Annotated in this window: 20 protein-coding genes and 1 pseudogene; 11 read left to right on the forward strand and 10 right to left on the reverse strand. The window is 50.1% G+C overall.

Annotation, left to right across the window (positions count from 1 at the left end; translation table 11 throughout):
- Nucleotides 1-117: 117 nt before the first annotated feature.
- The 8 genes from tolA to cydA all read right to left on the reverse strand — a co-directional run bounded on the left by tolA (nt 118) and on the right by cydA (nt 6,384).
- Nucleotides 118-1,374 carry a cell envelope integrity protein TolA gene (gene tolA, locus OGY06_RS07300; protein WP_286605010.1) on the reverse strand — a complete coding sequence of 419 codons (1,257 nt, stop codon included), beginning with the start codon at nt 1,372-1,374 and terminating at the stop codon, nt 118-120.
- A 64-nt stretch (nt 1,375-1,438) separates the two neighbouring features.
- A complete protein-coding gene (gene tolR / locus OGY06_RS07305) occupies nt 1,439-1,867 on the reverse strand; it encodes a colicin uptake protein TolR (RefSeq protein ID WP_003022978.1) in 429 nt (142 codons plus the stop codon).
- Nucleotides 1,868-1,870: 3 nt separating this feature from the next.
- Nucleotides 1,871-2,563: a Tol-Pal system protein TolQ gene (gene tolQ / locus OGY06_RS07310; protein WP_003022976.1), complete on the reverse strand. Its 693-nt coding sequence runs from the start codon at nt 2,561-2,563 to the stop codon at nt 1,871-1,873.
- Nucleotides 2,560-2,964: a tol-pal system-associated acyl-CoA thioesterase gene (ybgC, locus tag OGY06_RS07315; protein WP_003831439.1), complete on the reverse strand. Its 405-nt coding sequence runs from the start codon at nt 2,962-2,964 to the stop codon at nt 2,560-2,562. Before ybgC ends, tolQ begins: the two co-directional genes overlap by 4 nt.
- A gap of 275 nt (nt 2,965-3,239) precedes the next feature.
- Complete coding sequence (gene ybgE / locus OGY06_RS07320; RefSeq protein WP_063940682.1) at nt 3,240-3,533, reverse strand: cyd operon protein YbgE; 294 nt, start codon at nt 3,531-3,533, stop codon at nt 3,240-3,242.
- A complete protein-coding gene (cydX, locus tag OGY06_RS07325; protein ID WP_003022970.1) occupies nt 3,533-3,646 on the reverse strand; it encodes a cytochrome bd-I oxidase subunit CydX in 114 nt (37 codons plus the stop codon). The genes ybgE and cydX overlap by 1 nt, the downstream gene beginning before the upstream one ends.
- A gap of 14 nt (nt 3,647-3,660) precedes the next feature.
- Nucleotides 3,661-4,800 (reverse strand): cytochrome d ubiquinol oxidase subunit II, encoded by a 1,140-nt coding sequence (gene cydB / locus OGY06_RS07330; RefSeq protein ID WP_003831431.1) that lies wholly within the window; start codon nt 4,798-4,800, stop codon nt 3,661-3,663.
- A 15-nt stretch (nt 4,801-4,815) separates the two neighbouring features.
- On the reverse strand, nt 4,816-6,384 hold the full coding sequence (gene cydA, locus OGY06_RS07335) for a cytochrome ubiquinol oxidase subunit I (RefSeq protein ID WP_003022965.1): 1,569 nt from the start codon (nt 6,382-6,384) through the stop codon (nt 4,816-4,818).
- 1,217 nt (nt 6,385-7,601) lie between these two features.
- Here cydA and glmS point away from each other — a divergent pair.
- The 10 genes and pseudogenes from glmS to cobO all read left to right on the forward strand — a co-directional run bounded on the left by glmS (nt 7,602) and on the right by cobO (nt 18,810).
- Nucleotides 7,602-8,051 carry a methylaspartate mutase subunit S gene (gene glmS, locus OGY06_RS07340; protein WP_003022963.1) on the forward strand — a complete coding sequence of 150 codons (450 nt, stop codon included), beginning with the start codon at nt 7,602-7,604 and terminating at the stop codon, nt 8,049-8,051.
- Complete coding sequence (gene glmL / locus OGY06_RS07345) at nt 8,051-9,439, forward strand: methylaspartate mutase accessory protein GlmL (RefSeq protein ID WP_003831429.1); 1,389 nt, start codon at nt 8,051-8,053, stop codon at nt 9,437-9,439. Before glmS ends, glmL begins: the two co-directional genes overlap by 1 nt.
- Nucleotides 9,440-9,457: 18 nt before the next feature.
- Nucleotides 9,458-10,903 (forward strand): methylaspartate mutase subunit E, encoded by a 1,446-nt coding sequence (locus OGY06_RS07350; RefSeq protein ID WP_003831428.1) that lies wholly within the window; start codon nt 9,458-9,460, stop codon nt 10,901-10,903.
- Complete coding sequence (locus OGY06_RS07355; protein WP_003831427.1) at nt 10,903-12,144, forward strand: methylaspartate ammonia-lyase; 1,242 nt, start codon at nt 10,903-10,905, stop codon at nt 12,142-12,144. The genes OGY06_RS07350 and OGY06_RS07355 overlap by 1 nt, the downstream gene beginning before the upstream one ends.
- Nucleotides 12,145-12,147: 3 nt before the next feature.
- Complete coding sequence (locus OGY06_RS07360; protein ID WP_003831426.1) at nt 12,148-13,518, forward strand: acyclic terpene utilization AtuA family protein; 1,371 nt, start codon at nt 12,148-12,150, stop codon at nt 13,516-13,518.
- Complete coding sequence (locus OGY06_RS07365) at nt 13,515-13,832, forward strand: DUF4387 domain-containing protein (protein ID WP_003831425.1); 318 nt, start codon at nt 13,515-13,517, stop codon at nt 13,830-13,832. The genes OGY06_RS07360 and OGY06_RS07365 overlap by 4 nt, the downstream gene beginning before the upstream one ends.
- A gap of 169 nt (nt 13,833-14,001) precedes the next feature.
- Nucleotides 14,002-15,283 (forward strand): annotated as a pseudogene (locus OGY06_RS07370) (dicarboxylate/amino acid:cation symporter); the annotation flags it as partial.
- Between the two features lie 169 nt (nt 15,284-15,452).
- Complete coding sequence (gene glsA, locus OGY06_RS07375; protein ID WP_063940684.1) at nt 15,453-16,454, forward strand: glutaminase A; 1,002 nt, start codon at nt 15,453-15,455, stop codon at nt 16,452-16,454.
- Between the two features lie 91 nt (nt 16,455-16,545).
- Nucleotides 16,546-18,198 (forward strand): class I fumarate hydratase, encoded by a 1,653-nt coding sequence (locus OGY06_RS07380; RefSeq protein ID WP_003831421.1) that lies wholly within the window; start codon nt 16,546-16,548, stop codon nt 18,196-18,198.
- A gap of 9 nt (nt 18,199-18,207) precedes the next feature.
- The gene (gene cobO / locus OGY06_RS07385) at nt 18,208-18,810 is read left to right on the forward strand and encodes a cob(I)yrinic acid a,c-diamide adenosyltransferase (protein ID WP_003831419.1); all 603 of its coding nucleotides are present in this window, start codon (nt 18,208-18,210) and stop codon (nt 18,808-18,810) included.
- Nucleotides 18,811-18,892: 82 nt separating this feature from the next.
- Here the strand turns inward: cobO and OGY06_RS07390 are convergent, their stop codons facing one another.
- Nucleotides 18,893-19,795 carry a LysR substrate-binding domain-containing protein gene (locus OGY06_RS07390; RefSeq protein WP_003831418.1) on the reverse strand — a complete coding sequence of 301 codons (903 nt, stop codon included), beginning with the start codon at nt 19,793-19,795 and terminating at the stop codon, nt 18,893-18,895.
- Between the two features lie 405 nt (nt 19,796-20,200).
- Between OGY06_RS07390 and cobA the strand changes: the two genes are divergently transcribed.
- Nucleotides 20,201-20,989 (forward strand): uroporphyrinogen-III C-methyltransferase, encoded by a 789-nt coding sequence (gene cobA / locus OGY06_RS07395; RefSeq protein ID WP_003831416.1) that lies wholly within the window; start codon nt 20,201-20,203, stop codon nt 20,987-20,989.
- On the opposite strand, the gene OGY06_RS07400 is transcribed toward cobA, so the two are convergent.
- Nucleotides 20,968-21,861 (reverse strand): PocR ligand-binding domain-containing protein, encoded by an 894-nt coding sequence (locus OGY06_RS07400; RefSeq protein ID WP_003831414.1) that lies wholly within the window; start codon nt 21,859-21,861, stop codon nt 20,968-20,970. The two genes, cobA and OGY06_RS07400, sit on opposite strands and share 22 nt — an antisense overlap.
- Between the last annotated feature and the right edge of the window lie 215 nt (nt 21,862-22,076).

Consider the following 22,076-nt stretch of genomic DNA (forward strand, 5'->3'; position numbering starts at 1 on the left):
TATCTGGACGGAAAGCCCACGATAATTTAGCAGAATGTTAACAAACTCAAATACACAAAACTACCAGAACTCTGTCTCAACCTTAGACCGTTTCCCCTGATTTCTCAGGGGTCGTTATTACAGTTTGAAGTCCAGTTTGGCATCTTTTACTTTTTCATAAACTGCCTGGCTAGGCGGTTTAGGAATTCTGGCGGTTTTCGCAGCCGTCAGCGCAGCCTGACACAATACCGGATCCCCGCCCTCTTCGGTCACATCCAGTAACAGACCATCGGGTGCTAACTTGATATGTAATACGCAAGATTTACCTGCATACAAATCTGCACCATACAGACGGCTCTGGATCGCATTACGAATTTGAGATGCGTAAGCACTGATATCAGCGCCAGATGCACCGCCATTGGCACCACTTGTACCACTATCTTTCGCCGGTTGACCGTTTCCTTTCGCTCCACCGCCCGATTTCGGTGCATTCTTACCGGAGCTCAGGTCGCCCAACAAGTCGTCAACGCCAGAGGCTGCAGCGGCTTTTTCGGCCGCAGCCTTTTTAGCAGCAGCTGCTTTATCTGCCGCAGCTTTCTTATCGGCAGCGGCTTTCTCAGCTGCAGCTTTTTTGTCTGCTGCTGCTTTTTCTGCAGCGGCTTTCTTATCAGCCGCCGCTTTTTCAGCAGCGGCAGCTTTCGCGGCAGCGGCTTTTTCTGCTTTCTCAGCAGCAGCTTTCTCGGCTGCAGCTTGCTTAGCGGCTTCAGCCTGTGCTTTCTTCGCAGCGTCCGCAGCTGCCTTAGCAGCTTGTGCTTCTGCAGCTTTCTTCGCATCAGCGGCGGCTTTAGCGGCTTCAGCCTCAGCTTTTTTCTGTGCGTCCGCAGCGGCTTTCTTCGCGGCATCTGCCGCTTGCTTAGCCTGAGCATCAGCTTTAGCCTTCGCGTCTGCAGCAGCCTTCGCCGCAGCCTCTTCAGCCTGTTTCTGTTGCTCTTGCGCTTTCGCTGCGGCGGCTTCAGCTTGCTTCTGCTGTTCCGCCTGTTCGCGCACTTTTTCCTGCGCGGCTAAACGTTCTTTTTCCAGCTGCTTCAGTCGCTCTTGCTCAGCTGCCTGCTTCTCGCGAAGTTCTTCAGCTTGCTGCTGCGCCTGCTTTTCACGCTGCTCTTCAGCACGTTTCGCACTTGCCTGCTGTTGCTGCTGCCTGTCGTACTGTTGCACAACGGCGCCAGGATCGACCATAACGGCGTCGATGGACGAACCGCCACCGCCGCCGGCTGAAGCATCAATGTGCTCATCGAACGAACTCCAGATCAGCGCTGCAAATAAAATGACATGCAGCACCGCTGAAATAATTATCGCCCTTTTGAGCTTGTCGTTTTGTTCGGTTGCCTTTGACACTCTCGGTTCCCAAAAAACTGTTCGCCTGTTACGTGCTATCTTTCAAGCCAGCAAAACGCAGTCATCAGATTGGCTGCGTCATCAAGCCAACCGATTTTACGCCTGCACTGTGTAACAAGTTCAGCGCTTTAATTATTTCATCATAAGGCACGTCTTTCGCACCACCGATTAAAAAGACCGTTTTCGGATTGGTCTGCAGGCGGCTTTTCGCTTCCGCGATAACCTGCTCCGGCGGCAGTTGATCCATACGATCTTTCTCAACCACCACGCTGTATTGCCCAATACCGGAAACTTCAATAATGACCGGGGGTTCGTCGTTACTGCTGACGGCTTGCGACTCGGTCGCATCCGGCAGGTCGACTTCCACACTCTGCGTAATGATCGGTGCGGTTGCCATAAAGATCAGCAACAGCACCAACAGTACGTCGAGCAGCGGTACAATATTGATTTCGGACTTGAGTTCGCGACGACCTCGTCCACGCGTTCTGGCCATGGCTTACCCCTTGTTGCTCTCGCTAACGGTAAACGCCTGGCGGTGCAGAATCGCGGTGAACTCTTCCATAAAGTTGTCGTAATTCAGTTCCAGTTTGTTCACGCGCTGGTTCAGACGGTTGTAGGCCATAACCGCCGGGATTGCCGCAAACAGACCGATAGCCGTTGCAATCAACGCTTCTGCGATACCCGGTGCGACCATTTGCAGCGTCGCCTGTTTTACCGCGCCCAGCGCGATAAATGCGTGCATGATCCCCCAAACGGTACCGAACAGACCGATATACGGGCTGATGGAGCCAACGGTGCCGAGGAATGGAATATGCGTTTCCAGCGTTTCCAGTTCACGGTTCATCGAGATACGCATCGCACGGGAAGCCCCCTCTACGACCGCTTCCGGCGCGTGGCTATTTGCCCGATGCAAACGCGCAAATTCTTTGAATCCGCTATAGAAAATTTGTTCCGAGCCCGCCAAATTATCACGACGCCCCTGGCTTTCCTGGTACAGGCGCGACAATTCAATGCCGGACCAGAACTTGTCTTCAAATGCTTCGGCTTCACGCGAAGCAGCATTAAGAATACGGGTCCGTTGGATGATGATGGCCCAGGATGCGATTGAGAAACCAATCAAAATCAACATGATAAGTTTAACCAGAAGGCTTGCCTTCAGGAACAAATCAAGGATATTCATGTCAGTCACTGCTTAAACTCCGCGACAATAGACTTGGGAAGCGCACGAGGCTTCATTTTGAGTGGATCAACGCAAACAATCAGAACTTCGGCTTCATTCAGCACGGTGTTCTCTGCGTTGACAATGCGTTGCGTGAAAACCAATGAGGTGCCACGCATTGACGTAATTTCGGTTTGAACTTCGAGCATATCGTCGAGCCGGGCAGGCGCAAAATACTCGAGGGTCATCTTGCGCACCACAAAGGCTACACGTTCGGCCAACAGGACCTGCTGACTGAAGTGATGATGACGAAGCATTTCTGTGCGTGCTCTTTCATAAAAAGCGACGTAACTGGCGTGGTAAACCACCCCACCGGCATCGGTATCTTCATAATAGACACGAACCGGCCATCGAAACATATACTTATTCATTCCTACTGCCTCTTTGTTGGCTTCGCCCACTCGCACCAGTTACTTACCTTTGTAAGCGTCTGGTGATTCGCGTTCTTGCCGCCGCGATGCATCAAGAATGTCGTTGTATATCGCGCTGTCTTCACTGTACATCCCGGTAATGCAACAAAAGGTTAGTGCTTTCAAACTTCGCTACTATACGCGCGGGAATGGTGCTTTGGAATGGGGGAAAGTAAACGGAGAGTAAAAAATTATGGGCTTATGCAAGCCCATAAATATTTAAGGATGTTTCTTATTCAAAAGAAGAAGAAAATCAGACCAACAACGAGGACAATATCCGCGATCAGCGGGCAGAAGATGCCCTGCCAATGTACGGCGCGAGGACGGAAGCCAACGCCGTGAATCATGCCTGCGCAGACCGCCCACATCAGCAGGAAACCATGCCAGATTTCAAGCTCACTGGTTTTGGCCGCGAAACGAGACGGATCCCAGAATATGCAGCCAGCCAACACGATTGCCAGCACAAATGAAAGCGCCCGCAAGGGGCGCTTGTCCATCGCGTTGTATACCATCGCGATAATGTTGGTCATTAGCTATCTTCTTGCCCGGCTTTGCCTGATTCAACGTGCTCAAGCGCCAGCGCTGTGATTATCCCAAATGCACAGGCAAGAAGCGTTCCCAAAATCCATGCGAAATACCACATTTTAAGCTCCTTACTTAGTACAGAGAGTGGGTGTTGCTTTCAATATCTTCTTTAGTGATGCGACCGAACATCTTCCAGTAACACCAGCTGGTGTACAGAAGAATGATCGGTACAAACACCGCCGCGACCCAGGTCATCAGATTCAATGTACGCTGGCTGGAGGTGGCATCCCACATGGTCAAACTTGCGTTCATCATGGTGCTGGATGGCATCACAAACGGGAACATTGCGATACCGGCAGTCAGGATGATGCAGGCTAACGTCAGTGAGGAGAAGACGAACGCCCATGCCCCTTTCTCCATACGAGAAGTCAGGATGGTCAACAGCGGCAGAACCACGCCCAGTGCAGGAACCAACCACAGGATAGGTGCATTGTTAAAGTTCACCATCCATGCGCCAGCCACACGAGCAACTTCTTTGGTCAGCGGGTTAGAGGCGGCATGATGATCCAGTGCAGAGGTCACAACATAACCGTCAATACCGTAAATCACCCACACACCGGCCAGCGCGAAGCAGACCAGAGTCACCAGCGCCGCAACCTGTGAAGTTGCACGAGCACGCAGATGCAGTTCACCTACCGTACGCATCTGCAGATAGGTCGCACCCTGGGTGATGATCATCCCAACGCTCACGACACCCGCCAGCAGACCAAACGGATTCAGCAACTGGAAGAAGTTACCGGTGTAGTACAAACGCATGTAGTCATCTACGTGGAACGGAACCCCTTGCAGCAGGTTACCGAACGCCACGCCAATCACCAGCGGTGGCACGAAGCTACCTATGAAGATGCCCCAGTCCCACATGTTGCGCCAGCGCATATCTTCAATCTTAGAGCGGTAGTCAAAACCGACCGGACGGAAGAACAAGGACGCCAGAACCAGAATCATCGCCACATAGAAACCGGAGAACGCAGCGGCATAGACCATCGGCCAGGCAGCGAACAGTGCGCCACCCGCGGTGATGAGCCAAACCTGGTTACCGTCCCAGTGCGGGGCGATGGAGTTAATCATAATTCGACGCTCGGTATCATTACGACCGAGGAAACGGGTGAGCATGCCCACCCCCATGTCGAAGCCATCAGTGACCGCAAAACCAATCAGCAGAATGCCAACCAGCAGCCACCAGATAAAACGCAATACTTCATAATCGATCATTTGACGACTCCTGTCTTAGCGTGCCGGCTGAGAAGTCACAGTGGACTGCTCGTAGTGATAACGACCGGTTTTCAGGCTACTCGGCCCAAGGCGTGCGAACTTGAACATCAGATACAGTTCAGCCACCAGGAACAGGGTATACAGGCCGCAAATCAATAGCATCGAGAAGATGAGGTCGCCAGCAGTCAGCGAAGAGTTCGCTACGGCTGTTGGTAACACTTCACCAATCGCCCACGGTTGACGACCGTACTCTGCAACAAACCAACCGGATTCAATAGCAATCCACGGCAGAGGAATCGCATACAGCGCGGTGCGCAGCAGCCATTTTTTCTCACCGATACGGTTACGAAGCACGGTCCAGAAGGACACCGCAATGATTGCCAGCATCAGAATGCCGCATGCCACCATGATACGGAAAGCGAAGTACAGCGGCGCAACGCGAGGAATAGAATCTTTCGTTGCCTGCTGAATTTGCGCTTCGGTCGCGTCGGTGACGTTATCCGTATAGCGTTTCAACAGCAGACCATAACCCAGGTCTTTCTTCATGCTGTTGAACTGGTCGCGAACGGCCTGGTCGGTAGTACCAGCACGCAGTTCTTCCAGCAACTGATACGCTTTCATCCCGTTACGGATACGCTCTTCGTGCTGCACCATCAGGTCTTTCAGACCAATGACCGGTGTATCAACAGAGCGGGTGGCAATGATGCCCAGCGCATAAGGAATCTGAATCGCAAAATGGTTTTCCTGCGCATCCTGGTCCGGAATACCGAACAGCGTAAAGGAAGCTGGAGCAGGCTGAGTTTCCCATTCTGCTTCAATCGCAGCGAGTTTGGTTTTCTGCACGTCACCCATTTCGTAACCAGATTCATCACCCAGAACGATAACAGACAGAATAGCAGCCATACCAAAGCTGGCAGCGATAGCAAAAGAACGTTTAGCAAACGCGAAGTCACGACCGCGCAGCATATAGTAGGAGCTGATACCCAGAACGAACATCGCGCCACATACATAACCAGATGCCACAGTGTGAACAAATTTCACCTGTGCTACCGGGTTGAGCACCAGTTCAGAGAAGCTCAGCATCTCCATACGCATGGTTTCGAAGTTGAAATCCGCTGCGATTGGGTTCTGCATCCAGCCGTTCGCAACCAGAATCCACAACGCAGACAGGTTAGAACCCAGAGCCACCAGCCAGGTGACACACATATGCTGGACTTTACCCAAACGGTCCCAGCCGAAGAAGAACAGACCTACAAAGGTGGATTCGAGGAAGAAGGCCATCAAACCTTCGATCGCCAGCGGCGCACCGAAAATATCCCCTACATAGTGGGAGTAGTAAGACCAGTTAGTCCCGAACTGGAACTCCATGGTCAGACCGGTAGCCACACCCAGAGCGAAGTTGATACCAAACAACTTGCCCCAGAACTTGGTCATATCTTTATAAATCTGTTTGCCGGAAAGGACGTAGACCGTTTCCATAATGGCCAACAAGAACGCCATACCGAGCGTCAGTGGCACAAACAGGAAGTGGTACATCGCGGTCAAGGCAAACTGTAAGCGCGACAGTTCGACTATATCTAACATCATGACTCCTTGCTCATCGCATGAAGACTCCGAGAGTGAACCCCGTTAGAAAGGGTCACACGCATGCCCCAATACAAATTTATCTGCTTCCTTCCGCCGCTACCCTTCCCTCTCATTTGAAGAAAGGATAATGATGAAAAGTTACAAACATGTTAATAAAACACTCAAATTGATCCCGCAATTATATTACGCCGTAAAATCCTTACAATAAACAGGTTTTTATCGAGACAAATTTGCATTTTTCGATAGTGATCAATTTATAGCTAATTTACCACTTTCAGACCAATTTGATCTGAAGCAATTTAACCTCTTTTGATGCTGTTTTCCAAGTTTTAAACATTGATTTAAATCAATTTTCAAATTTAATGTTAATAGTGTTTAGCACTCACGCTACTAGTAAACGCTATGTTAACAACATGTTTTTCAATGAGTAATTGCCGTTACTACAAATGATAGGATATTTATTTAAATGTACACGATCTTTTAACCAGCCCGGCTGACTAAATTGATAGCAGATAAAGAATCACTAATGCTGGGTAGCTCACAGTTTTTTGTTTAGCAAGTCATGGATTTGTTATTTCATACAAATTATTCATTTAAATTTTACTTATAATTAACACCGAGATGTAACTATCTCAACTGGAAGCGAAAACGTTCCACAATGACCGATGCATTGCGTTTGTCGTTCTGCGAGAGAATGCTGACGTTTCGCTTAAATCATCACTGAAAGTTATCATTAACACCCCCTCTTCTCTTATGTGGCAAAGATTAAATATGCCACAAACATTTCCTTATCATTTTTATCCTAAATTTAACAAAAATGAATTATGACATATAAGATTAAAAAATAAAAAACCGTTATGTCGTTCACAAGTTAATTAGTAATTGGGATTTTTGAAATTATTTAAAACACGTCATAAATGGCGCGCATAACAAAATAAGATTTCGATCACAAACATGGCAAGTAATTTATTACCCAATTCTCTAATAAATTAAAACCAGTTAAAAAAACACATCGCATCACATTGATTACAAAGGGATTTTACACCAACTAAATATAACAATCATTTTTCTCAGGATATTTTGAAAATAGATCAATTGCTTCCTTTTTCGCTTCCACAGAAACTCCAACCCTATTAAGAGGTTGTCACAATCCATGTTCTAAATATTAGAAAATAATTTCACTTATTGACCATCAGCCCTACAGAGGATTACCCATGAAGAAATCTACACTTGTTATTGGCGTCATCGGTGCTGACTGCCATGCAGTAGGTAATAAAGTTCTGGATCGCGTTTTTACTGCTCATGATTTTCACGTAATCAACCTCGGGGTGATGGTGAGCCAGGATGAATATATTGATGCTGCGATTGAAACAGGCGCCGATGCCATCGTGGTGTCCTCTATCTACGGTCATGGCGACATTGACTGCCTCGGGTTACGTGAGCGCTGCATCGAACGCGGCCTTGGCGACATTCTGCTGTACGTCGGCGGCAACCTGGTCGTCGGTAAACATGACTTCGCCGACGTGGAAGTGAAGTTTAAAGAGATGGGCTTTAACCGGGTCTTCGCCCCCAGCCACGATCTGGAAGATGTTTGCGCGCTTATCACTAATGATATTCACCAACACAATGGCCTCGAACAGCGTTGCCTGGAAGAGGCCATCTGATGCAAACAGTTTCTGTCGATATCGGCTCGACATGGACCAAGGCAGCCCTCTTCGCACATGAAGGCGAGGAATTAACCCTGGTAAACCATGTCCTGACCCCAACCACCACACATCATCTGGCAGACGGTTTTTTTGCCAGCCTGAATCAGGTGCTGAATGTTGCCGATGCTCGCCCGTTACTGAAAAGTGGTGAAGTGCAGTTGAAATACTCCTCCTCAGCGAAAGGTGGGCTCGCCGTTGCAGCAATGGGGCTGGTGCCTTCCATTACGCTGGAGTCGGCAAAAGTTACCGCCCATTCGGCAGGAGCGAAAATCGCGCAATATTATTCGTACAAGCTGAACCGTCATGACATCCAGGAGCTGGAATCATCACCACCAGACATTCTGTTGTTTACCGGCGGGACAGACGGTGGCGAAGAAAGTTACGGCCTGGCGAATGCACACGCGCTGGCAGGCTCAAAGCTTGATTGCGCCATTATCTACGCCGGAAACCGGGACATTCAGGACGAAATACAAACGATTCTGGGACATAAGGATCTGACCACGGTAGACAACATTCTGCCGGACCTCGATCACCCGAATCCGTTTGCCGCGCGCCAGGCGATTTGCGATGTGTTCTTGTCACGCATCGTCAAAGGCAAAGGTCTGGACGTTATCGTCGGCGAAACAGGCGAAGAGCCTATGCCGACGCCATGGACGGTATATGAGTTAGTCAAAGCCATTAGCGATTACGACAGCGCATGGAAGGAATTCATGCTGATTGATATGGGCGGAGCCACCACGGATGTCTATTCGGCCAGCGCGAATACCCTCTCCCCCGATACCGTCCTGCATGGTGTTCCTGAACCGTTCGTCAAACGTACCGTTGAAGGCGACCTTGGCATGCGCGTTTCCGCCGTTGTGGTGGGAGAAAGCACGCAGGATATGGTGAAAGTCATCTTCGCCCAGCAGCCACAGCGCGAGGAAGCGTTTTACCGCTATCTACGCCACTTGGTTGGGCAACCGGATTACCTGCCACTCAGCGAGGAAGAGAAATATTTCGACACCCTGCTGGCAGGTTTATGCGTGGGCTATGCCGCTGAGCGCCACGCGGGCACTAAAAAGCAGGTTTGCACCTGCGTGGGTAATGTGGATTTACAGATGGGTCGCGATCTCACCACCGTACGCAAAGTCGTCGGTTCAGGGGGATGGCTCTCTCGCGCCAGCCAGTTCGATATCCATAACTGGCTCAAATACAGGGAGCTGGACGACCAGGGCAAAAGAATTCTGTTACCGAATCAGTTTGAGTATTACCGCGATTCAAATGGCCTGCTCCCGCTACTGGCAAACGTCGCCAGGCTGTACCCGCAAGCCGCTGCTCGCACCAGCATTCAGTGTTTAACCCTATAAAACTTAAGGCAGCTACGAATGGAACTTCGAAATAAAAAATTGACCCATGACGAATTCATGACCGAAAGGCATCAGGTGTTACAAACCTGGGAAACCGGTAAAGACGTTGAGAACTTCGAAGATGGCGTGAAGTACCAGCAATCAATTCCAGAGAAAAAGCGTTTCTCCCTCGCCCTGCTGAAGGCCGATCAGGAGGGTAAAACTCTGAGCCAGCCGCGCGCAGGTGTGGCATTAATGGATGAGCATATTGCGCTGCTCAAAACATTGCAGGAAGAGTGCGACCTCCTGCCAAGTACTATCGATGCCTATACCCGTCTGAACCGCTATGAAGAAGCCGCTGTCGGGATCCAAAAATCCATCGAAGCAGGTACTTCCAAGCTGAATGGTTTACCGGTCGTCAATCACGGGGTTGCTGCCTGCCGTCGTATGACTGAATCGCTGGATAAACCGATCCAGGTTCGCCACGGTACACCGGATGCGCGTCTGCTGGCAGAAATCGCCATGGCCAGTGGCTTTACCAGCTACGAAGGCGGCGGTATCTCCTACAACATCCCTTACGCCAAACGCGTCACCCTGGAAAAATCTATCCGCGACTGGCAGTACTGCGACCGTCTGATGGGTCTGTACGAAGAGAACGGCATTCGCATTAACCGTGAGCCGTTTGGTCCGCTGACCGGCACGCTGATCCCGCCGTTCATGTCCCACTCAGTCGCGATTATCGAAGGTCTGCTGGCGCTGGAGCAGGGCGTGAAGTCTATTACCGTCGGTTACGGCCAGGTCGGTAGCCTGACACAGGATATCGCTGCTATTCAGGCACTGCGTGAACTGTCCCACGAATACTTCCATAACCATGGCTTCGACGATTACGAGCTGAGCACCGTTTTCCACCAGTGGATGGGCGGATTCCCGGAAGATGAAGCAAAAGCCTTCTCCGTTATCGCCTGGGGCGCAGCGGTTGCCGGTATGTCTGGTGCCACAAAAGTCATTACCAAAAGTCCGCACGAAGCATTCGGTATCCCAACCGCGGCAGCTAACGCCCAGGGTCTGAAAGCGTCACGCCAGATGCTCAACATGGTCAGCGATCAGAAATTCCCGCAGTGCGCTGCCGTGGAGCAGGAAGTTGACCTGATTAAGAGCGAAGTCCGCGCGGTATTGAAGAAAGTCTTCGAACTGGGCAATGGCGACATTGCGCGCGGTACGGTGCTGGCCTTTGAAGCTGGCGTGCTGGATGTGCCTTTCGCTCCTGCCGCCTGTAACGCCGGTAAGATCCTGCCTGTTCGCGATAACACAGGCGCAATCCGTATTCTTGAAGCTGGTGCAGTGCCGCTGCCGAAAGATATTCTCGCCCTGCACCACGACTACGTTGCAGAGCGCGCACATTTCGAAGGTCGCAAGCCTTCTTTCCAGATGGTCATTGATGACATCAACGCCGTATCCCACAGTAAATTAATAGGAAGACCATAATGAAAATTAAACAGGCCCTTTTCACAGCTGGCTACTCCTCATTTTATTTTGACGATCAGCAGGCCATCAAAAACGGCGCCGGTCATGACGGGTTTATCTATACCGGCGATCCGGTAACGCCTGGATTTACGTCTGTTCGTCAGGCGGGTGAATGTGTTTCCGTACAGCTGATTCTGGAAAACGGCGCGGTAGCTGTGGGCGATTGCGCAGCGGTGCAATATTCAGGTGCAGGCGGTCGTGACCCATTGTTCCTGGCTGAAAACTTCATTCCGTTCCTCAACGACCACATCAAGCCGTTACTGGAAGGTCGTGACGTTGATTCGTTCCTGCCGAACGCGCGTTTCTTTGACCAACTGCGTATTGACGGTCATCTGCTGCATACCGCCGTCCGCTATGGTTTGTCTCAGGCGCTGCTCGACGCTGCGGCGCTGGCTACCGGTCGTCTGAAAACTGAAGTGGTTTGCGATGAATGGCAACTGCCGTGCGTCCCGGAAGCCATTCCATTATTTGGTCAGAGCGGTGACGACCGTTATATCGCCGTTGATAAGATGATCCTCAAAGGTGTGGACGTCCTGCCGCATGCGCTGATCAACAACGTGGAAGAGAAGCTGGGCTTTAAAGGCGAAAAACTGCGTGAGTATGTACGTTGGTTATCCGACCGCATCTTAAGCCTGCGCACCAGCGAACGTTATCACCCGACGCTGCACATTGATGTGTACGGCACGATCGGTCTGATCTTCGATATGGATCCAGTGCGTTGCGCCGAATACATCGCCAGCCTGGAAGCCGAAGCCCAGGGTCTGCCGCTGTATATCGAAGGTCCGGTTGATGCCGGTAACAAGCCGGATCAGATCCGCATGTTGACCGCCATCACCAAAGAGCTGACTCGTCTGGGTTCCGGCGTGAAAATCGTTGCGGATGAATGGTGTAACACCTATCAGGATATCGTGGACTTTACCGATGCGGGCAGCTGCCACATGGTACAGATCAAGACTCCGGATCTGGGCGGTATTCACAACATCGTTGATGCGGTGCTGTATTGCAACAAACACGCGATGGAAGCCTATCAGGGCGGTACCTGTAACGAAACTGAGATCAGTGCCCGCACCTGCGTACACGTGGCACTTGCCGCGCGTCCAATGCGCATGCTGGTTAAACCGGGTATGGGTTTCGATGAAGGTCTCAACATCGTGTTTAACGAAATGAACCGCACCATCGCGTTGTTGCAAACTAAGGATTAAGAGATGGCACGCACATTTAAGATCTTATCGCCTACGGCTATCCTGGGTTATGGCTTCCCGGAAGAAAGTTTTCGTAAAGCCATGGAAGAGTCACCGGATCTTATTGCTGTTGACGCAGGTTCCTCCGATCCTGGCCCCCACTACCTGGGGGCAGGTAAACCCTTTACTGACAGGGCCGGTGTGAAACGCGATCTGCGCTATATGATTGTGGCAGGCGTTAAGAACAACATCCCGGTAGTAATCGGCACAGCTGGTGGTTCTGGCGCAGCTCCGCATCTGGAGTGGTGTCGCCAGATAATCCATGAGATCGCGCAGGAAGAAAAACTGTCTTTCTCAATGGCGCTAATTCCGTCTGATGTCGACAAAGAAATCGTTCATCAGGCGCTGGATAACGGCAAAATCACTGCGCTCGATTTTGTGCCGGAACTGACTCACGAGGCCATTGAAGAGAGCACCTACATTGTCGCACAAATGGGCATCGAGCCTTTCCAGCGTGCGCTGAAAGCCGGTGCGCAGGTGGTCCTGGGCGGACGTGCCTACGATCCGGCCTGCTTCGCCGCGCTGCCGATTATGCAGGGCTTTGATGAAGGTCTGGCGCTTCATTGCGGTAAGATCCTTGAGTGTGCAGCCATTGCCGCCACCCCTGGTTCCGGCTCAGATTGTGCGATGGGAATCATTGACGATAACGGCTTTACGCTGAAGGCGTTCAATCCCAAGCGTAAGTTCACCGAGACTTCCGCAGCAGCACACACCCTGTACGAAAAGTCAGATCCGTACTTCCTGCCAGGGCCAGGCGGTGTGCTGAACCTGAAGGCATGCACTTTCACCCAGGTTAACGAGGGCGAAGTGTATGTCAGCGGTTCACGCCATGAAGAAACACCGTATGCGTTGAAACTGGAAGGTGCACGCCAGGTTGGCTTCCGTTGCCTGACCATCGCCGGAACACGCGACCCGATTATGATTGCCGGGATTGACACGATTCTTGAAGAGGTACAGGCAAGCGTTGCACGTAACCTCTCACTGAATGACGACAGTATCCGCATGACGTTCCACCTGTACGGTAAGAACGGTGTGATGGGCAACCATGAGCCGATGAAAACTGCGGGCCATGAACTGGGAATTTTACTGGATGTCGTCGCGCCAACGCAGGATATCGCCAACAGCGTTTGCTCGCTTGTGCGCTCTACCCTGCTGCACTACGGCTATGAAAATCGCATTGCGACTGCGGGCAACCTCGCCTTCCCGTTCTCGCCATCTGATATTCAAAGTGGACCGGTGTATGAGTTCTCGATCTATCACCTGATTGAAGCGAGCGATGCGCTGCGTTTTGATTTCCACATTGAACAGGTGACGCCAGAAGGAGTTCAGGCATGAAACACTCAATTTGTTCACTGGCGCAAGTAATTCGTTCCAAAAACGCCGGACCGTACGAACTAGTTTTAGATATTTTATTTAAAACAAGGGAAGACTATCAGCGGGTAAAAGCCTGCGAGCAATTAACGCCGCAGCTTATTGCCGGTTTATATAATGTTGAGCCTGAGTTTATTCACAATATCGTCTGGTTCGATCCAGCGAATGCCGTAAAAATCGTCATGCCACGGGATATTATTTCCGGCAATGTCGGTGACAATGATGTTTATGGTGCGCAGCAACACGCTCCATTATTAAGTATTGAGTTTGACTTGTAACAAAAAAACACAATAACAACCATTGGAGCACAGAATTCAGCTGTATCACAGTGCTTCGAATTATTCATGCGGTTGGTCACAACAGGCGTGCGTCTGAGCTGCTGTCCAGGTTCAGGCGCACGCCACCCTACACAATTCCAATTACCAGCCTTTATCCGATGGAGTACACATGAAGAAAATTAGTTTAACGAAGATGATCATATTAGGCCTGATACTCGGCATGATTGCCGGGGTGGCCATAAATAATATGGCCGCGGCTGAAACAGCAAAATCTTATGCAGCAGATATTTCCATTTTTACCACTATATTCTTACGTATGGTGAAAATGATTATCGCTCCATTGGTTATTTCAACTCTGGTTGTGGGTATTGCCAAAATGGGCGATGCCAAAACGCTGGGACGTATATTTTCGAAAACCTTCTTCCTGTTTATTTGCGCCTCTCTGGTGTCAATTGCACTGGGTCTGGTTATCGTTAATATCTTCCAGCCAGGCGCAGGTATCAACTTTGTGCCACATGACGTCGGAGCCGTTGCCGCCGTTAAGTCAGAGCCATTCACGCTGAAAGTATTCATCTCACACGCGGTACCGACCAGTATTGTCGATGCGATGGCGCGTAACGAAATTCTGCAGATCGTCGTGTTCTCAATCTTCCTCGGTTGCAGCCTCGCTGCGATTGGTGAAAAAGCCGATCCTATCGTGAAAGTGCTGGATTCACTGGTACACGTCATGCTGAAGCTGACGGGTTACGTCATGCTGTTTGCACCACTGACCGTTTTTGCCGCTATTTCAGGTCTGATTGCCGAACGTGGTCTGGGTGTGATGGTTAGCGCCGGGATCTTCATGGGTGAGTTCTACCTGACATTGGGTATGCTGTGGGCAATCCTGATTGGCCTGTCTACTATGATCGTCGGGCCTTGCATCGCACGGTTAACTAAATCAATCCTCGAACCCGCTCTGCTGGCCTTTACCACTTCAAGCTCTGAAGCCGCCTTCCCGGGTACGCTGGACAAGCTGGAAAAATTCGGTGTTTCTTCAAAAATCGCCAGCTTCGTTCTGCCTATCGGTTATTCCTTTAACCTGGTCGGTTCCATGGCTTATTGCTCATTTGCCACCGTCTTTATTGCCCAGGCGTGCAACATCGAACTGAGCATGGGCGAGCAAATCACCATGCTGTTGATCCTGATGCTGACCTCAAAAGGAATGGCAGGCGTACCGCGCGCATCAATGGTGGTTATCGCTGCAACCCTGAACCAGTTCAACATTCCAGAAGCTGGCCTGATTCTGCTGATGGGTGTCGATCCGTTCCTCGATATGGGTCGTTCCGCCACCAACGTTATGAGTAACGCAATGGGTGCTGCCATCGTGGGCCGTTGGGAAGGCGAACACTACGGCCAGGGTTGCCGTGGAACTGCGCCGGTGAAGACCCCGGAACAAGAACGTCCGGTTACCGAAACGGAAGTCGCTTTGTCCTGACAGTAGAAGAACGACTAATCGTAGGCCGGATAAAACGCGTCAGCGTTGCCATCCGGCAATTATACCGTGTTAACGCCGGATGGCGGCGTGAACGCCTTATCCGGCCTACAGGATAGTTTTCCCAACAACACCAACAGGAATGCATAATGAATAAAACAATTCTCGGCGTGAGTCTCTTTTCTTTCAGCGTCTTGTTTAGCGCAACCACATTCGCGCAAACCACGCCCGACTACGCCAAGCTGATAGAACAGGCTCATCAGAAGTACAAAAGTAACAACGATGGAAAAGTCGCCGACTACATCCCTGCTCTGGCGACCTATAGCCCGAAAAATTTTGCCATCACCATTGCGACGGTGGACGGCAAGATCTACCAGGTTGGCGATGTTAACAAACCTTTCCCAATGGAATCCCTGAGTAAAGTGTTCACCATGGCGCTCGCCATGGAGCAGCACGGTCCTCAGGTAGTGCTGGATAAACTTGGCGCCAATGCCACCGGTATGCCATTCAACTCAGGTTTAGCCGTTGAACTGACCAAAGGCGCGCCTGAAAACCCGCTGGTAAACGCCGGGGCCATGAGCACCGTTAGCCTGATCGAAGCCAAAGACAAAACCGATCGTTGGAACAAAATTCTCGACAACCTGAACGTCTGGGCCGATGCCACTCTCACCGTGAACGAACCGGTTTTCAAATCTGAAATGGAAACCAACCAGCACAATCAGGCGCTGGCCAAGCTGATGGAATCCTATAACAGCTTCTATGGCAACACTGACGAAGCCGTCGAAATTTATACCCGCCAGTGCTCGGTGGATATCACCGTTGAGCAACTGGCCAAAATGGGTGCCGTACTCGCGAACAAAGGCAAATCTCCGTTCAACGGTAAACAGTTGCTGAACGAGAAATATGTTCCGCAGGTGCTGGCAGAAATGGCAATCGCCGGGCTTTACGACGGTAGCGGTAAATGGCTGTACACCGTTGGCATCCCGGCGAAAAGCGGCGTCGGCGGCGGCATGGTTGCCGTTGTCCCTGGCGAATATGCGATTGCGGTCTATTCTCCGCCGCTGGATGCAGCCGGTAACAGCGTTCGAGCCCAGCAAACTATCGAATATGTCGCCGAAGCGACAAAAGCCAATGTCTTTTTAGCCAAATAACTTTACGCCGGATGGCGCTTCGCTTATCCGGCCTACGATTAGCGCATTTATTTACGCCGTCATCCGGCAAAATGAAAAGGTGAGAAGTACTATGTCTAAACCATTTGTCTGGCAGGAACTCTTTGTTCAGAGTAAAGATAGTACCGAGTATGAATTACTGAGTAACCAGCACGTTACGGTAACGGAGTTAGACGGAGAGGAAGTGATCAAGGTTGCACCGGAAGCGTTAACCTTGTTAGCACAGCAGGCGTTTTATGAGGCTTCATTTTTCCTGCGCGCCGGACATTTAAAACAGATTGCCAGCATTTTGCACGACCCACAGGCCAGCAGTAACGATAAGTACGTCGCATTGCAGCTGCTGCGCAATGCAGAGGTTTCAGCTAAAGGCGTACTGCCCAACTGCCAGGATACCGGGACGGCAACCATTGTGGCCAGCAAAGGACAACATGTCTGGACCGGCGGCGATGACGCAGAAGCATTAAGCAAAGGCGTGTATTCCACCTTTACCGAAAACAACCTGCGTTACTCGCAAAATGCCCCGCTGGATATGTATACCGAGGTCAATACCCAGACCAACCTGCCCGCACAAATCGATATTAGCGCCACACCAGGTAACGAATACCGTTTCCTGTTCGTCAATAAAGGTGGCGGCTCAGCTAACAAAGCGGCACTGTACCAGGAAACCAAATCCATTCTACAGCCGGAAAAACTCACTGCGTTCCTGATCGAAAAAATGAAATCACTGGGTACAGCCGCTTGCCCGCCATATCACATCGCTTTTGTGGTTGGGGGCTTATCCGCCGACCAGGCGCTGAAAGTCGCCAAACTGGCTTCAACCAAATATTACGATAATCTACCCACCAGCGGGAACGAGCTGGGCCAGGCGTTCCGTGATACGGCGCTGGAAGCCGAGTTGCTCAATGCCAGCCGCGAGTTTGGCATCGGGGCGCAGTTTGGCGGCAAATACTTTGCCCACGATATCCGCGTAATTCGCTTACCGCGCCACGGCGGCTCCTGCCCAATCGCGATGGCCCTCTCCTGCTCTGCCGACCGCAACATTAAGGCCAAAATTAATAAACACGGTATCTGGCTGGAAAAACTCGAGCATAATCCGGGCAAATTTATCCCCGATTCTCACCGGGTAGAAAACGGCGCTCAGACCGTACAACTGGATCTGAACCGTCCGCTGCGTGACATCCTGCATGACCTTTCCGCTCTGCCCATTGGTACACGCCTGTCGTTAAGCGGCCCGATTGTTGTCGCTCGCGATATCGCCCACGCGAACATCAAAGCGCGACTGGATAACGGCGAACCTATGCCGGAATACATGAAAAAGCATATCGTTTACTACGCTGGTCCCGCCAAAACCCCGGAAAATCAGGCCTGTGGCTCGATGGGGCCCACCACCGGCGGGCGCATGGATGGGTATGTCGATGCTTTCCAGGCACAAGGCGGCAGCCTCATTATGCTCACCAAGGGTAACCGCAGCCAGCAGGTCACTGATGCCTGTCACAAACACGGTGGATTTAGCCTCGGCAGCATTGGCGGTGCCGCCGCCCTACTGGCGCAGCAGTACGTGAAGAGTCTGCAGTGCCTTGAGTATCCCGAACTGGGAATGGAAGCGGTGTGGATGATGGAAGTTAAAAATATGCCTGCCTTCGTATTGGTGGATGACAAAGGTAATAACTTCTTCAGCCAGTTCGAACAGCAGCATCGCTGTGCAACCTGTCCGGCAGGGCATTAAGGAGTTTCCATGGAAGCGCGCGCCAATAACGACAGACACCGCCAGCGTCAGCAGAAACTGAAAGAACAGGTTGATACCCGCGTAGCGGCTGCAACGGAGAAGAAAGGGATCCTGATTGTCTTCACCGGCAACGGAAAAGGAAAATCAACCGCAGCCTTTGGCACGGCAACGCGCGCAGTGGGTCACGGAAAAACCGTTGGCATCGCGCAGTTTATTAAAGGTCAGTGGGATAATGGCGAGTACAACACACTGCACCCCCTCGGCGTCGAGTTCCATATTATGGGCACCGGATTTACCTGGGAAACCCAAAATCGGCAAGCAGATATCGAGGCGGCAACGGTCGTATGGCTGGAAAGTAAGCGCATGCTGGCTGATGCGCATTACGATTTAGTGATACTTGATGAGCTTACTTACATGTTGGCTTACCACTACCTTGATACGCAGGAGGTTATCAACGCCATCGAAAATCGCCCTGCGGAGCAAAGCGTCATCGTTACCGGACGCGGATGCCATACGCTGCTACTGGAACTGGCCGATACGGTCAGTGAAATTCGCCCGGTCAAACACGCGTTTGACCGCGGTATTCAGGCACAGGTTGGGATAGATTGGTAGCCGTTCTTTTGCCGGATAACGATGCTAACGCGTCTTATCCGGCCTACCCATCGTTGTAGGCCTGATAAGGCGCAAGCCACCCTCAGGCAGCCGATACCACGGACTTACTGAGCAACCAGTTACGGAAAATCTGTAAATGCTCGGATTCCGATTTCTCTTCACGCCACGTCATAATAAATCGATTCCCGGTACGCATTGGAACATCGCAAGGAATGACCATATCACCACTGTCCAGATCGTGCTGAATGGCAAAACGCGGGAGCAGCGCAACGCCCAGATTAGAACGGACCGCCGCGATCAGCATCGATAACAAATCAAATCTCGGACCTTTATTCACCAGCGGACTGCTGACTTCTGACAGCGCAAACCACTCCTGCCACCCTTTGATGCGCGTACTTTGGTGCAAGAGCGGAAATTCGTTTAGTAATTCGTTCACCGCCAGTTTTCGTTCCGGTTCGGCCAGCAAACAGCGGCTGCATACCGGCAGAATTTCCTCTTCAAACAGGTACTCAACCCCTGACCATGGCGAATAAAAGTCTTCACGCATAATTGCCGCGTCATACTCTCGATTGAGAAAATCACCAATATTCGCCAGGGAATGAATGTTCACGATAATATCAGGATTAAGTTTGTTAAATTCACGCAGGTTTGGGATCAGCCAGTGCGTGCTGAACGTCGGATTCACCGCCAGCTCAATAACCTGTACCGTTGGCTGCCAGGTCATTATCGTCGTCGTATCTCGTTCAAGTTTATTTAACGTTTCTTTAACGATACTTAAATAGTATTTGCCAGCCGCATTTAAAAAAATGCGTTTTTTGGCATGATTAAATAGCGCGGTATTGAGAAAATCCTCCAGTGCATTTACCTGGCGGAAAACAGCACTTTGTGTTAAAGCCAGCTCTTCAGCTGCCCGGGTATAACTTTCGTGACGCGCAACAACTTCAAAAGTTACCAGCAACTCCGTCTTAGGTATTTTTCCTCTCATAACCTCTTCCATATGCAGCGTGCAAAAATAGTTTAATTTATAAAAAATAATTCAAGATACCCAGATAAGCACCGAGAGTTATATTTTATTTCATCCATTAATGTCATTGATCCAATCCATGATTTGCTCACACTGATGGCGGATAAATATTAACCGATAATACTCAAGGGCAACAATAAACACAATTTAAATAAGGTTAAACCCAAGCAAATAGTGCCAATAAGTTCTTAATAATTTTTCAAGTTATCTTGTTTATTGCAGAAAAAACTTTGCGAGATTAATCAATATTATCAGTGCGATAATTTTGGATAATTTCACGTTATAACTTACGGGCAAACGACTGCTTTTTATCATTCCTTGATGTAGTTTCTGCCTTTTTTTGAATGATGTGATAAAGGACACAATGTGAAAACTTTCGGAAAGGTCTGGCTCGTTGGGGCAGGTCCCGGTGATATTTCATTACTTACCCTCAAAGCAATGATGTGCATTAAACAGGCTGATGTCATTATTTACGATCGGCTGGTCAATCCTAAAATTTTGGAATGGGCATTACCTGATTGTCTGCTTATCAATGTCGGCAAAAACCCAGGCTTCCATTGTGTACCGCAGGATGAAATCAATGCACTGCTTGTCCAGTATGCCCAAACGCACAATAATATTGTGCGTCTGAAAGGCGGCGATCCGTATGTTTTTGGACGTGGGGCTGAAGAAGTTGAGGATCTTGTCGAGACGGGAATCCCGTTTGAAGTGGTGCCGGGTATCAGCTCAACTATTGGTGGCCTGACCTATGCCGGGATTCCGGTAACACACCGCGATTTCGCCTCGGGATTTCACGTGGTAACCGGTCATACGCGGGAGGGCAACCAACAGCAGGACTGGCGTCAGCTGGCCAAACTGAATGGTACGCTGGTTATCGTCATGGGTATCGCCAATCTGGCGTTTATCTGTGAGGAATTATTGATGGGTGGAAAATCGGCAGATACACCTGCAGCGCTAATTATGTCCGCCACCCGGGATAACCAACGCCGACTGACCTGTACGCTCGGTTCACTACTGAGCAAGGCGCAGGAAGCTAACATTCTCCCCCCTGCGCTGATAGTGATTGGTGATGTGGTAACCCTGAGCGATCGGCTCTCTTTTATCCCTGAAGCCATCACGCTGCCAGAAAACCTTTACTGCGACAGTCTGGCATGACGAAAAGACTGGGGCGACGTTTGATGCGCCGCCCGGAAAACGCGGCAAAAGTAACTGGTTTGTGCGTATTGGAGTTTCCGGGCAATGCTGTCTATTGAATGAATGGGATCGTGCAATAACTCCCCCGCTTTTTGCATTTTTTTCTGATTCACCCAGGTTTTAAAGTTAACGCCCTGCCGTTTCTTAAAAAAACGGCTGAAATAGTTTGCGCTTAAGCAGACATGAGCCGCTACGGATTCCAGAGATAATTCACTATATAAATTCTCATCAATATAACGCAACGCTGCCAGAAGTTTTTTTTCGTGTCGGGAAGGTTCTGTAAAATAATGACGCGTGTAACTGGTCGGCGGAATAACAAACTCATCCAATTGCTGCTGTTCTGTCTCGAAATTATCAACAATAAAACTTAATAAATTAGCTGATGCCACCAGCGCATTATTATCTACTACCGCTACCTGACTCCATTCAGCTTTTATTTTTGGTTCATCCATCCATGAGCATTCATTATCAATAACGATAGTTTTATATTCCTGATATTTTGCCCGCACCTGCCCACAGAGCATAAAACCGTACAGATGCCCCTCACGAATTAATGGCATAGAAAACAGACTTAGCCCTGCGTGACAGCTGAGTATTCTGGGTTTAAGGTGTTTTAATCCTTCAAAAGCACAATACTTGTCGCACTTTTGGCAACTCACACAATAGCGTTCATCCGCCCGCATTAATGTGCAGAACGAATTAAAGTTATGGCAATCCGAGAGAGTTTTTCCGCTAACATCAACCACAACAGTGGCTAATCCAGTCGCACTGGAGAATACTTTTGCTATCGAGAAAAAACGTTGTAGGTAATCATCCTGGATTTTCAACGACACGGTATCCTCCGGCATTAATGAAATTAAAGCCGGTAATATGCAGAATTTCATCAGGAGAAAGAATGATGCTCACCGCAAAAAATAATCTCATTTATGCAGATGATTATGATCAAATTGCAAGATAAATATTGAATGCCATGATGGTTATTACCTACAGAAGAAAAATCGTATAGCTTTAAGCAGGTTATAAAAATAACGCTCAGACAAAAGATGAA

This window comes from Citrobacter sp. Cpo147 (assembly GCF_030332405.1).
Lineage (GTDB): Bacteria > Pseudomonadota > Gammaproteobacteria > Enterobacterales > Enterobacteriaceae > Citrobacter > Citrobacter portucalensis.

Excerpts from the sequence above, each read along its gene's own strand:
- cydB (WP_003831431.1), bottom strand. The coding sequence starts at position 4,800 with ATGATCGATTATGAAGTATTGCGTTTTATCTGGTGGCTGCTGGTTGGC.
- glsA (WP_063940684.1), top strand. The coding sequence starts at position 15,453 with ATGAATAAAACAATTCTCGGCGTGAGTCTCTTTTCTTTCAGCGTCTTG.
- ybgC (WP_003831439.1), bottom strand. The coding sequence starts at position 2,964 with ATGAATAAGTATATGTTTCGATGGCCGGTTCGTGTCTATTATGAAGAT.
- OGY06_RS07360 (WP_003831426.1), top strand. The coding sequence starts at position 12,148 with ATGGCACGCACATTTAAGATCTTATCGCCTACGGCTATCCTGGGTTAT.
- OGY06_RS07380 (WP_003831421.1), top strand. The coding sequence starts at position 16,546 with ATGTCTAAACCATTTGTCTGGCAGGAACTCTTTGTTCAGAGTAAAGAT.
- OGY06_RS07355 (WP_003831427.1), top strand. The coding sequence starts at position 10,903 with ATGAAAATTAAACAGGCCCTTTTCACAGCTGGCTACTCCTCATTTTAT.
- OGY06_RS07390 (WP_003831418.1), bottom strand. The coding sequence starts at position 19,795 with ATGAGAGGAAAAATACCTAAGACGGAGTTGCTGGTAACTTTTGAAGTT.
- glmL (WP_003831429.1), top strand. The coding sequence starts at position 8,051 with ATGCAAACAGTTTCTGTCGATATCGGCTCGACATGGACCAAGGCAGCC.
- ybgE (WP_063940682.1), bottom strand. The coding sequence starts at position 3,533 with ATGACCAACATTATCGCGATGGTATACAACGCGATGGACAAGCGCCCC.
- glmS (WP_003022963.1), top strand. The coding sequence starts at position 7,602 with ATGAAGAAATCTACACTTGTTATTGGCGTCATCGGTGCTGACTGCCAT.
- cobO (WP_003831419.1), top strand. The coding sequence starts at position 18,208 with ATGGAAGCGCGCGCCAATAACGACAGACACCGCCAGCGTCAGCAGAAA.
- cydX (WP_003022970.1), bottom strand. The coding sequence starts at position 3,646 with ATGTGGTATTTCGCATGGATTTTGGGAACGCTTCTTGCCTGTGCATTT.
- OGY06_RS07365 (WP_003831425.1), top strand. The coding sequence starts at position 13,515 with ATGAAACACTCAATTTGTTCACTGGCGCAAGTAATTCGTTCCAAAAAC.
- OGY06_RS07350 (WP_003831428.1), top strand. The coding sequence starts at position 9,458 with ATGGAACTTCGAAATAAAAAATTGACCCATGACGAATTCATGACCGAA.
- tolR (WP_003022978.1), bottom strand. The coding sequence starts at position 1,867 with ATGGCCAGAACGCGTGGACGAGGTCGTCGCGAACTCAAGTCCGAAATC.
- cydA (WP_003022965.1), bottom strand. The coding sequence starts at position 6,384 with ATGTTAGATATAGTCGAACTGTCGCGCTTACAGTTTGCCTTGACCGCG.